Below are 11,734 nucleotides of genomic sequence, written 5' to 3' on the forward strand. Positions count from 1 at the left end.
CAGTGGGCAGGCGGGATAAAAACCACGTCACATTCTGTACAAAAAGTCTGCCAGTCGCCCGATTTCAGCGTATGTTTCACCGCAAAATCTTGTAGGGCGATTCCGCCCACTACTTAAAGGGAGTTAAGCATGGGTTTGCTGCGTGTCGCCTCGGCGATGTCATTGTGTGCGGTGGCGTTTTCGGTCCAGGCCGAGCAATTGCCGATTGAAGTACTCAGTGCGGTGGTCAAGGACCAGAAAATTGCCGACGCCGAAGTGTTGCTGCAACGTAACGGCACGCAGAACGTGGTGGGCCGCACCAACGGCCAGGGTCAGGTCACGCTGAACAGCGAAGCCGCTGACGACGCCTCAAACCTGCTGATCATCAAGAAGCCCGGCTATTCCAACCTCGTGGTGAAATGCCCGTGCAAAGGCATGACCTACGCTATCAGCCCGGTGATGGAGAACCTCGACGGCCTGCGTGTGGTGCTGACGTGGGGCAAGACGCCGAGCGACCTCGACTCCCACATGATTTTCCCCGGCAATAACATCTATTTCGAGAACCAGAAGGGTACCGACGCCGAGTTGGATGTGGATGACACCGACAGCTACGGCCCGGAAACCATCACCCTGCAGAAAAAACACTACGGCGAAAGCTACGTCTATGCCGTGCACGACTACAGCAATGGCGGCAACCCAGGCTCGCGCCAGTTGTCCGACAGCGAAGCCAAGGTGTTCGTGTACATGGGGCAATCGCTGGTGCGTACCTACTACGTGCCTAAAAACCGCAGCGGCAACCTGTGGACGGTGTTCCGCATGACCGGCAGCGGCGACTTCCAGGACATCAACACCTTCAGTGGCGTGACAGTGAATGCCGCGAATGTTCTGAACGAAGTCAAACCGCTGCTGGATGACAGCGTGGCGGTCACCGCGGTCACCGTCAGCTCTTCCGTACAAACCGATGCGAAGCGCCTGAACCTGCAGGGTGAAGCGGCCTACCAGGCGGGCAAGTTGGACGAGGCGATCGACCTGTTCCGCCAGGCCATCGAACTGGACAATGGCTTTGGCAAGGCCTACGGCAACCTCGGCCTGGCGTATCAGAAAGCCGGCAACACTGCCGAGTCGATCTGGGCTAACCGCAAGGCTATCGCCCTTGCCACCGGCGCCAATGCTGCCACCGTGCGTGCAGGTGCTTATTACAACATTGCGCGGATCTACGAAGCGGCGGGGCAGTTCCCGGATGCGTTGCGTCACTACCAGTTGGCCAAGGAACAGAAGGCCAACCCGGTGTATGACACGGCGATTGAGCGGGTGCAGAATCGCTGATTCAGCTGTAGTGCAGTTCTGAAATGTGGGAGGGGGTTGCTCCCGATAGCGTTGGATCAGTCAGATATGTGTGTCTGATCCATCGCAATCGGGGGCAAGCCCCCTCCCACATTTGGTTTGTGGTGTTCCTACAGCCACAGTCGAACTTGTCGAATTTGGCCCAAGGCCATTGCTGCACCCTGTGTATCATCCTGTCTCTTTTTTCCTTGCGACCTTTCTCGATTCGCTGAGATTCCCAGGCTATGTTTTTGAGCCTACTCAGCGGTCAATGGAGTGACAGCTTATGCACGACACCCTCCAGCAGGTCTTCGGTTTTTCACAGTTTCGTCTGGGCCAGGAAGAAACGGTCAGCGCCGTACTGGCCGGCCGTTCGGCTGCGGCCATTTTTCCTACGGGGTCGGGCAAGTCCCTGTGCTATCAGCTGTCGGCGGTGTTGCTGCCGCACCTGACGCTGGTGGTTTCGCCATTGTTGGCATTGATGCAGGACCAATTGGGCTTCCTGCAGCGCCATGGTATTTCGGCGGGCAGTATTGATTCGGCACAGAGTCGCGATGAGGCGAATGATGTGATGGCCCGCGCGCGTTCGGGCGAGTTGAAGATCCTGATGATTTCCGTGGAGCGTTTGAAGAACGAGCGCTTTCGTAACTTCCTGCAAAGCGTGCAGATCTCGCTGTTGGTGGTGGACGAGGCGCACTGTATTTCCGAGTGGGGCCACAACTTCCGTCCTGATTATTTGAAACTGCCGGACTACCAGCGTCAGTTCAATATCCCACAAGCGCTGTTGTTGACGGCTACAGCGACGCCCAAGGTGATTGCCGACATGCAGGCGAAGTTCGCCATTGCTCCGGACGATGTGGTCACCACGGGCTTCTACCGGCCCAATCTCAACCTGTTGGTGGAGCCGGTCAGTGGTGCGGACAAGCGTCGTCGGCTGGTGCAGTGGATGAGCGAGCGTGCCGGCCAGCCGAGCATCGTCTACGTCACGTTGCAGAAAACCGCCGAGCAGATTGCCGAGCACCTGAACCGCAACGGCATCCAGGCCGAGGCCTATCACGCGGGTTTGCCCCACGATAAACGCGAGGGTATCCAGCAGCGCTTCATGAGTGGGCGCTCCCATTGCATCGTCGCCACCATCGCGTTCGGCATGGGCATCGACAAGAGTGACATCCGCAATGTGGTGCACTTCGACCTGCCCAAATCCATTGAGAACTACAGCCAGGAAATCGGCCGCGCGGGGCGTGATGGGCAACCTTCCGATTGCCTGGTGCTGGCCAACCGCGACAGCCTCAACGTGCTGGAAAACTTTGTGTACGGCGATACGCCGGAGCAGGAGGGCATTCGGCGGGTGCTGGAAGAGTTGCAGGCTGCTCGGGCCGATGGGCAGTGGGAGTTTTTGCTCCGATCCCTGTCGGACCACAGCAACATCCGCGAGCTGCCGTTGAAGACGCTGCTGGTGCAATTGGAACTCAAGGGCGTCATTGCGCCGCGCTACGCTTTTTATGCCGAGTACCGCTTCAAGTACTTGGTTGAACCTGAGGCTTTGCTCGCGCGCTTCTCCGGTGAGCGGCAGCAGTTTGTCGCGGCGATCATCGACGTGTGCAAGCGGGCGAAAACCTGGGCGACGGTGGATTTCGACGCGCTTTATCAACAGCACAATGCCGAGCGCGGTCGAGTGGTGAAGGCGCTGGATTACTTCCAGGAGCAAGGCCTGATCGAGCTTGAGAGCAAGCAGATGACTGAGGTTTACAGTCTGCTTGATGCCGATTTTGACGCTGATGTATTGAGCAAACAGTTATACACAGGCTTCAAGCAGCATGAGGTGGGCGAAGTCGCGCGGATTCACGCCATGTTGGATCTGTTCGCCACAGAGCGCTGCCTGGGCCAACGCCTGGCACAGTATTTTGGCGATGAGAACGCACCCCAACGTTGTGGGCATTGCTCGGTGTGCCACGGCCATGTTGCGCACCTTGCGCCACCACCCGGTTTGCCAGCGCTTGTGGATAAAAATTTCATGGGACTGTGCGGTGATTTTATCCACAGGCATCATGAACACACCGGCCATTTGCCTGGGGCGGAACGCCTGACGCGTTTCCTCGGCGGCATCAGTGTGCCGTTGTTTACCAAGTTGAAGGCGCGAGGCATTCCAGGCTTTGCTGCACTGGAAGATTATCCGTATGCCGAGGTGCGCGAGTGGGCCCAGGCCCATTTGAATGACCTGTAACTCACTTTAGCGAGATGACCCGATGCCCGACTCAGTGCCTCAACGCGCCGATTACCTGCACTTCCAGCCGATCATTACGCGCTGGCACGACAACGATGTGTATGGTCATGTGAACAACGTGACCTACTACAGTTTCTTCGACACGGCGGTGAATACCTACCTGATCGAGCAAGGTGGTCTGGATATTCATGACGGTGAGGTGGTGGGATTCGTGGTGAGTTCGGCGTGTGATTATTTCGCGTCGATCGCCTTTCCCGAACGCATTGAAATCGGCTTGCGGGTGGGCAAACTGGGTAATAGTTCAGTGCAGTACGAATTGGCAGTGTTCAAGGCTGGCGAAGACGAGGCCTGTGCGGCGGGGCGCTTCGTGCATGTGTTTGTGGATCGGGGTTCGAACCAGCCGGTGACGATTCCGGGGATGTTGCGCGAGGCGTTGCAGCGGTTAGTGGTGTAGGCGCGAACGCCTACACCCTCAGCCCTTACCGGTGACGGTAGTGATGCTTGTTCTTGCGATGACCATAGGCATGGCCGCGGCCCGGATGGTCATCACGGTCGTAACGACGACCATCACGGCCACGCGAACGACGATCATCGTCATCGCTCTTGTTGCCCATGTAGTTACCCAGCGCGCCACCTGCACCACCGCCGGCCGCTGAACCGATCAGTGCACCGGTGCTGCCGCCGACACTGCGGCCTACCACGTTGCCGCCCGCCGCGCCCAGAGCGCCGCCAATGGCTGCTTCACCACGGCTGCGTTTGTCCGCACCCACCGCGCTGCCGCCTGCGCCGCCCAGGGCGGCGCCGATGGTCGAGCCGGTGTTGCCGCCGATCTGCTGGCCGACAACCGAGCCTAGAACCCCGCCCAATGCGCCGCCCACACCGGCTTCGGTGGTGCCACCGGCCATGGCTGCGCCACTGACCAGGCCAAGGGACAACAAGAGAATCGAGGAGAACTTCATTAGGGGAGACCTCAAGAGGATGACGGCGCGATCCTGAGGCTGTATCGAGAAGGTGACAATAGAAATCCGACCAGTAACACGAGTTGTACACAATTCTCTAAGTTACTGTTTTGGCTAGGGAACTTAAGTCGATTTAGTGAGTCTTTAACTACTTCGGAAAGGCCGCTTTTTATGCAAAAGCGGCCTTTTTTGTGCCCGGAGATTTATGCAGAGCGCGCCATGATCAGCCCATTGTCGCTCGCCGCTTCCAAGCGGATCGCCACGAACTTCGACGTCGGCGTATGGCTGCCATCCCCCGTGCTTTCCAGCGGCACCAGCGGGTTCACTTCCGGGTAGTAGGCTGCAGCCTGCCCAGCCGGAATATCAAACGCCAGCAAGGTAAAGCCCTTCACGCGGCGCTCGCGACCGTCTTCCCACAGCGACACGATGTCGGCCTTCTGCCCCGGCTTGAAACCTAGGCGGATGATGTCGGCTTCGTTGACGAACAGCACGTCACGCTGACCCTTGACCCCACGGTAGCGGTCGTCCAGGCCATAGATGGTGGTGTTGTACTGATCGTGGGAGCGCATCGATTGCATGATCAGGTCCGGTACCTTGCCCGTCGCGTGGGTGCGTTCGTGGATCAAGTCCTTGGGCAGGATGTTCGGGCGGAAGCTGGCGCGACCCGATGGCGTGTTCCAGCGGCGTGCACCGGCGGAGTTGCCCAGGTAGAAGCCGCCCGGATGCTTGATCTTCTCGTTGAAATCCTTGAAGCCGGGGATGGTGTCGGCGATCAGGTCGCGGATGCGGCTGTAGTCGGCCACCAGCCAGTTCCAATCCACTGGCTTAGTGCCCAGGGTGGCGGCAGCGATACCGGCCAGGATAGCCGGCTCGGATTTCATCAGCTTCGACAGCGGCTGCAACTGGCCGTTGGAACCGTGGACCATGCTGAACGAGTCTTCCACCGTCACCGCTTGCGGGCCTTCGGCCTGGATGTCGATGTCGGTACGGCCCAGGCACGGCAGGATCAGCGCGTCTTTGCCGTGCATCAGGTGGCTGCGGTTGAGTTTGGTGCTGATCTGCACCGTCAGGTCGCAATTGCGCAGTGCTTCGAAGGTGCGCGGGCTGTCCGGCGTGGCTTGGGCGAAGTTGCCGCCCAGGCCGATAAATACTTTAGCGCGGCCTTCGAGCATGGCGTGAATCGCTTCGACCACGTTGTGGCCGTTGACACGTGGCACCTGGAACTGGAAGCGGCGCTCCAGGGCGTCAAGAAACGCTACGGGCGGACGTTCGTTGATGCCCATGGTGCGGTCGCCCTGTACGTTGCTGTGGCCACGCACTGGGCACAAGCCGGCGCCTGGGCGGCCGATGTTGCCGCGCAGCAGCATCAGGTTGGCGATTTCCTGGATGGTTGGCACCGAGTGGCGGTGCTGGGTGATGCCCATCGCCCAGCACATGATCACGTTCTTGCCTTTGGCGTACATGCGCGCCGCTTGCTCGATCTCGACCAGGGTCAAACCGGACTGCTCGACGATTTCTTCCCAAGAGGTGTCGTCGATCTTGCCCAGGTAATCCAGCACGTTGGTGGTGTGTTCGTTGAGGAAGTCGTGATCGAACACGGCCTCTTTGCCTTCGGCCTGGGCCTGGCGTTCCCACAGCAGCAGGAACTTGGCCATGCCGCGCAGGATCGCCATGTCGCCACCCAGCGCCGGGCGGAAGTAGGCGGTGTTGGTCGGTTTGTCGCCGTTGGTGAGCATTTCCAGCGGGTGTTGCGGGTGCTGGAAGCGCTCCAGGCCGCGCTCTTTCAGCGGGTTGATGCACACCACCTGGGCGCCACGCTTGACCGCTTCACGCAACGGTTCGAGCATGCGCGGGTGGTTGGTGCCGGGGTTCTGGCCCCAGACGAAAATCGCATCGGCGTGTTCGAAGTCATCAAAGGTCACGGTGCCTTTGCCGACGCCCACGCTTTGCGCCAGGGCAACGCCGCTGGCTTCGTGGCACATGTTCGAGCAGTCCGGGAAGTTGTTGGTGCCGTAGGCGCGCACGAACAGCTGGTACAAGTACGCTGCTTCGTTGCTGGCACGGCCCGATGTGTAGAACTCGGCCATGTCCGGGCTGGGCAGGGCGTTGAGATGTTTGCCGACCAGGTCGAAGGCTGCCTCCCAACTGATGGGCTTGTAGCGGTCGGTTTCGGCGTCGTAGCGCATCGGCTCGGTCAGGCGGCCCTGATATTCCAGCCAGTAGTCGCTCTGCTCCAGCAAGGCGGTGACGCTGTGCTTGGCGAAGAATGCACCATCCACGCGGCGTTTGGTGGCTTCCCAGTTGACCGCCTTGGCGCCGTTTTCGCAGAACTTGACCATGCCGCTTTCCGGCGAGTCACCCCAGGCGCAGCCCGGGCAGTCAAAGCCGCCGTTCTGGTTGGTCTTGAGCATCATGCGCAGGTTTTTCAGCGCGTTGTCGCTGGTCAGCCAGGCCTGCGCCACGCTGATCAGTGCGCCCCAGCCGCCGGCCGGGCCCTTGTAGGGCTTGTAGCGCGGGGTCGGGGTTTGGTCGGCTTGGTGGTGCTGGCTCATGGCTGGTTCTCCATCGCAGGGCTGTAGACCCGCGGCGCACTTTTCTGCGGCAGGTGGATGAGATTGAGGTTATGCCGGCGGGCCCATTGCAGGGCCAGGCCGGTGGGCGACGACAGGCTGACCAGCGTCTGGATGCCAGCGCGCAGGACTTTCTGGATCAACTCCAGGCTGCAACGACTTGTCACAATCGCCAGGCCGCCTTCGGTCGGAATTTTTTGGCGGATCAACGCGCCGATCAACTTGTCCAGCGCGTTGTGTCGGCCGATATCTTCGCGGCCCATCAGCAATTCGCCCTGGCCGTTCATGAACAGCGCCGCATGCACAGCGCCGCTGTATTGGCCCAGGGGTTGAAAGGCGCTGATGCGTTGGCGCAGGCCATCGAGCCACTCGGCGGGCGGCAAGGGCGCACCGGGCAATACCTGAAGGTCTGGCAGGGCCTGCTCAACGGCTTCCACGCCGCACAAGCCACAGCCACTGGTGCCGGCTAACTGGCGGCGCTGCTGCTTGAGGTTCCAGAAGGCGCGGCTGGAGATTTGCACCTGAGCATATTGGGCAGAGCCCGAGCCGCTGAGTTTCAGGTCATAAATGTCGCTAACGTCGGCGATAATACCGCTACCGATGCTGAAGCCAACAATGAAGTCTTCCAAGTCCGTCGGCGTCACCAACATCACCGCTTGGCTGATGTCGTTGTAGGCGATCGCCAACGCCACTTCTTCCGCCAAGGCTGTGCTGGCAGATTCAGTGTGTTCGAGATTGCAATACTGGTAGCTGTGGCTGGCGACGGGCGCTGGCGTTTCGAGAGCGGGCGCCGCGCAGACAGGACGCTTGGCGTTCATGGGGCAGTACCACCGGCGGATTGATCAGTGGTTAGACTAGGCGCGACAAAGCGTCGCGTCTAATTGCCAGTATTGATCTACCGATAGATGACGTCGATCAAGATTGAGTTAGCGATTTCTGATACAGCGCGAAACACGCCTCGGCCAGTGCTGAGCGCGGGGCGCTGCGACGCATGATCAGCCCCAGGCGCGCGAGGGTATGGGCGTCTTCGATCGGTTGCAGGCGCAAGTGCTCGGTGAGTGCATCCAGGCCCCCATCCAGCGGCATTACCGCGCAACACAGTCCGCCGTGTACCGCTTGTAGCAACTGATGGACGGCATCGGTCTGTAACAACGGTTGCGGGATGAGCCCACGGCTGTGGAAGTTGTGATCGATGGACTGGCGAAAGTGCATGCCACTGGTGAGCATGCCCAGCGGCAGCTTGATCAACGCTTCCCAGCTCAACGGCGTGTCGCCGAAAGAGAAGAAGCGCTGGTCGTAGAGCAGGCCCATGCGGGTTTCGCCCAAGGCCAGTGAGTCGAAGCGTTCGTTATCCAGCCGTTCCAGGTAAGACACGCCCAGGTCCAGCCGGTTACTCGCCAGTTGTTCAAGGATCTGCTCCGAGCTGAGCGCCGAGAGCTCAAAGCGCAGGCTTGGGTGTTCTTTATGCAACTGCTGCATTAATGCCAAGGGATCGAAACTCGACAGCGGCACCACGCCCAGGCGCAACGTCCCCACCAGGTTGCCGCGACAAGCCGCGGCTTCGGCCTGCAGGCCGTCATACGCCGCCAGCACTGTGCGTGCCCACGCCAGCACCCGCTCACCGGGTGCGGTAAAGCCTTCGAAGCGCTGGCCGCGATTGACCAGTGGCAGATCAAGCTCCTCCTCAAGGTTACGCAAGCGCATCGACAGGGTCGGTTGGGTAATGTGGCAACGCGCCGCCGCCTGGCCGAAGTGACGGGTATCGTCGAGGGCGATGAGGAATTTCAGCTGTTTGATGTCCATCTTCGCTCCAGGTCTTATTCCAATGGCGGGGGGATTCTAGCGCGTTTGGATCTTTGGCCGGGTCGGAACCCAAATCCACAGGACTGGTCTAGTCTTGGGCATCTGGAAATCAAAAACCAAGGAGAGCGCACTATGAGTATTTTCAGCTTTATCAAGGAAGCCGGCGAAAAGATTGTCGACCTGTTGACGCCGGGTAATGCGAACGCCAGTGAGCAGTTGAAAGATCACGTGTCCAAGGTGGGTCTGGGTAATCCGAACGTGCAGACCACAGTGGATGGCGACAAGGTGATCGTGACCGGTGAAGTCGCCACTCAGGAGGAGAAAGAGAAGATTTTGCTGGCGCTGGGCAATATTGCCGGTGTGGCCAGTGTGGATGATCAGATCACTGTAACGGGGCCGGCTGTCGAGGCTGCGACTTTTGTCGTCGTGAAAAAGGGTGACACGCTGAGCGCTATTTCTCTCTCGGTGTACGGTAACGCTAATCTGTATAACAAGATTTTTGAGGCGAACAAGCCGCTTTTGTCCCATCCGGACAAGATCTATCCAGGCCAGACGCTGCGTATTCCCAAGTAATACGAAGGCGTCAATGTGGGCGCGGGTTTGTGTGGGAGCCGGGCTTGCCCGCGATAGCATCGCCTCGGTTTGAGCTAAACACCGCGGTGCCTGCATCGCGGGCAAGCCCGGCTCCCACAGAGATCTTCTCCCACTTGGCGTTCAGAGTCCGGCGATGAGTTCTCTGTAATCCCCGACTGCCGCGAATTCTGCGGTGTCTTTAGGCCCCTTCTTGCTATCCGGTTCTTTCACCGCCAGCAAATGCCCCACGCCAAATGCCTGGGCACTGCGCAGGATGGGCAGGGTATCGTCGATAAACAGGGTGCGGGCCGGGTCGAAGCGGAGGTCGGCTTGCAGGGCGTCCCAGAACTGCGGGTGTTCCTTGGCGAAACCGTAATCGTGGGAGCTGATCAACCGTTCGAAATGCGGCGCCAGTTCAATGCGTTCCAACTTCAATGACAGCGAATCACGATGAGCGTTGGTGATCAGAATCACACGCTTGCCGGCCTGTTTGATTGCCGCCAGGAAGGTGTCGGCATCCGGGCGCAGGGCGATGAGGTGGGCGGTTTCCAGTTTGAGTTCGCGCACCGGGATCTTCAGTTCTGCGCTCCAGAAATCCAGGCAATACCATTGCAACTGTCCGGCGTTACGCTCGAACAGCGGCTGCAGCTCCATCTCGGCCATCGCCCGGCTTACCCCGTGCAGTTCGGCGTATCGCTGGGGCAGGTGTTCCATCCAGAAGTGGTTGTCGTAATGCAGGTCGAGCAGGGTGCCGTCCATGTCCAGCAGGACAGTGTCGATGGCGTGCCAGGGCAAAGAGGGCATGGGGCGTTCTCATGTAAGTAAAGATATCCGACACAGACAATCGGAAAAGCCAAGGTATAGTAACCCGATCACGCCAAGGAGCCGCTTATGCGCCAGAAACCCACCGTCCTCGCCCGCGAAATAGTCGCCAGTAGCCGTTTGTTCCGCGTGGAGGAAGTGCAACTGCGCTTTTCCAATGGCGTCGAGCGGACCTACGAGCGCCTGGTGGGTCGCGGTGCCGGTTACGGCGCAGTGATGATCGTAGCAATGATCGACGCAGACCATGCGTTGCTGGTGGAAGAGTACTGCGGCGGCACCGACGAATATGAATTGTCCTTGCCCAAGGGCTTGATCGAACCCGGCGAAGACGTACTGGCGGCGGCAGACCGGGAACTCAAGGAAGAGGCTGGTTACGGCGCACGTCAGTTGGAACACCTCACCGAACTGTCGCTGTCGCCTGGCTACATGAGCCAGAAAATCCAGGTGGTATTGGCCACCGATCTTTATGAAGAGCGCCTGGAAGGTGATGAACCTGAGCCGATGCGTGTGGACCGGGTCAATCTGCGCGAGCTGTCGATGCTCGCGCAGAACGAGCAATTCAGCGAAGGCCGTGCCCTGGCCGCGCTGTACCTGGTACGAGACCTGTTGACCCAGCGTGGAGCGTTTACCGCATGAGCGAACTTTTTTAGGCCACCCGTTTATTGCCCCTGTGATCGAACTGGCTCGTCAGGCTGGTGAAGTGATATTGCCGTTCTGGCGTGCCGACGTGGCCGTCACCTCCAAAGCCGATGATTCGCCGGTGACGGCAGCGGATTTGGCCGCCCATCACTTGATCCTGGCGGGCCTGACCGCACTGGACCCCAGCATTCCGGTGCTGTCCGAGGAAGACGCCGACATTGACCAGAACGTGCGCGCCGGCTGGCAGCGCTGGTGGCTGGTGGACCCGTTGGACGGTACCAAGGAGTTTATCTCCGGCAGCGAAGAATTTACCGTGAACATCGCGTTGATCGAACAAGGGCGCGTGGTGTTTGGCGTGGTGTCGATGCCCACCAATGGGCGTTGCTACTTCGGGGGTGCGGGCCTGGGCGCCTGGCGCTCCGATGTGAATGAAGCACCCAAGCAGATTCAAGTGCGCGAGGCGCCAGCAGCGGGCGAGTCGTTTACCGTGGTCGCGAGTCGCCGGCATACCAGCCCGGAGCAGGAGCGTCTGTTGGACGGCTTGAGTGAAGGCCTGGGCGCGTTGAAGTTGGCGAATATCGGCAGCTCGCTGAAGTTCTGCCTGTTGGCCGAGGGCAGTGCGGATTGCTATCCGCGCCTGGCGCCGACCTCGCAGTGGGACACGGCCGCGGCTCAGGGTGTGCTGGAAGGCGCAGGAGGGGAAGTGCTGGAATTGAGCGGTGAGCCGTTCAGCTACCCGGCGCGGGCATCGTTGTTGAACCCGTTCTTTTTAGCGTTGCCGGCCAAAGCCGCATGGCGCGAGCGATTGCTGACCCTCGCCCGTTCCTGACGCCTTGTGTAGG

General features: G+C 59.9%; 11 protein-coding genes. 6 read left to right on the forward strand and 5 right to left on the reverse strand.

The genetic code is table 11. The features are described from left to right. Positions 1-129 precede the first annotated feature (129 nt). The 3 genes from AB4N92_RS13450 (at position 130) to AB4N92_RS13460 (ending at position 3,980) form a co-directional block, all read left to right on the forward strand. A complete protein-coding gene (locus AB4N92_RS13450) occupies positions 130-1,305 on the forward strand; it encodes a tetratricopeptide repeat protein (RefSeq protein ID WP_047544203.1) in 1,176 nt (391 codons plus the stop codon). A 283-nt stretch (positions 1,306-1,588) separates the two neighbouring features. Further along, on the forward strand, positions 1,589-3,526 hold the full coding sequence (locus AB4N92_RS13455; RefSeq protein ID WP_198832193.1) for a RecQ family ATP-dependent DNA helicase: 1,938 nt from the start codon (positions 1,589-1,591) through the stop codon (positions 3,524-3,526). Positions 3,527-3,548: 22 nt separating this feature from the next. Further along, positions 3,549-3,980 (forward strand): acyl-CoA thioesterase, encoded by a 432-nt coding sequence (locus tag AB4N92_RS13460; RefSeq protein ID WP_010214067.1) that lies wholly within the window; start codon positions 3,549-3,551, stop codon positions 3,978-3,980. Positions 3,981-4,005: 25 nt separating this feature from the next. Here the strand turns inward: AB4N92_RS13460 and AB4N92_RS13465 are convergent, their stop codons facing one another. The 4 genes from AB4N92_RS13465 to AB4N92_RS13480 all read right to left on the reverse strand — a co-directional run bounded on the left by AB4N92_RS13465 (position 4,006) and on the right by AB4N92_RS13480 (position 8,858). Then, complete coding sequence (locus AB4N92_RS13465) at positions 4,006-4,485, reverse strand: glycine zipper domain-containing protein (RefSeq protein ID WP_010214066.1); 480 nt, start codon at positions 4,483-4,485, stop codon at positions 4,006-4,008. A gap of 203 nt (positions 4,486-4,688) precedes the next feature. Then, a complete protein-coding gene (locus AB4N92_RS13470; RefSeq protein ID WP_021492346.1) occupies positions 4,689-7,037 on the reverse strand; it encodes an FdhF/YdeP family oxidoreductase in 2,349 nt (782 codons plus the stop codon). Next, positions 7,034-7,873, reverse strand: coding sequence for a formate dehydrogenase accessory sulfurtransferase FdhD (fdhD, locus tag AB4N92_RS13475; RefSeq protein ID WP_010214062.1), 840 nt, complete (start codon positions 7,871-7,873; stop codon positions 7,034-7,036). The genes AB4N92_RS13470 and fdhD overlap by 4 nt, the downstream gene beginning before the upstream one ends. Before the next feature lie 97 nt (positions 7,874-7,970). Further along, entirely contained in the window at positions 7,971-8,858 is an 888-nt protein-coding gene (locus AB4N92_RS13480) for a LysR family transcriptional regulator (protein WP_042571314.1), read from the reverse strand. Between the two features lie 132 nt (positions 8,859-8,990). Here AB4N92_RS13480 and lysM point away from each other — a divergent pair, with 132 nt between their 5' ends. After that, positions 8,991-9,431, forward strand: a complete 441-nt coding sequence (gene lysM / locus AB4N92_RS13485) for a peptidoglycan-binding protein LysM (protein WP_047544194.1) — start codon at positions 8,991-8,993, stop codon at positions 9,429-9,431. A 141-nt stretch (positions 9,432-9,572) separates the two neighbouring features. Here the strand turns inward: lysM and yrfG are convergent, their stop codons facing one another. Continuing rightward, positions 9,573-10,235, reverse strand: coding sequence for a GMP/IMP nucleotidase (gene yrfG, locus AB4N92_RS13490; RefSeq protein WP_010214058.1), 663 nt, complete (start codon positions 10,233-10,235; stop codon positions 9,573-9,575). Positions 10,236-10,322: 87 nt separating this feature from the next. On the opposite strand from yrfG, the gene nudE reads away from it, so the two are divergent. Next, positions 10,323-10,889: an ADP compounds hydrolase NudE gene (gene nudE / locus AB4N92_RS13495; protein ID WP_010214054.1), complete on the forward strand. Its 567-nt coding sequence runs from the start codon at positions 10,323-10,325 to the stop codon at positions 10,887-10,889. Continuing rightward, the gene (gene cysQ, locus AB4N92_RS13500) at positions 10,870-11,721 is read left to right on the forward strand and encodes a 3'(2'),5'-bisphosphate nucleotidase CysQ (protein ID WP_205517919.1); all 852 of its coding nucleotides are present in this window, start codon (positions 10,870-10,872) and stop codon (positions 11,719-11,721) included. The genes nudE and cysQ overlap by 20 nt, the downstream gene beginning before the upstream one ends. The last annotated feature ends 13 nt before the right edge of the window (positions 11,722-11,734 follow it).

This window comes from Pseudomonas sp. S3_A09, from assembly GCF_054668065.1.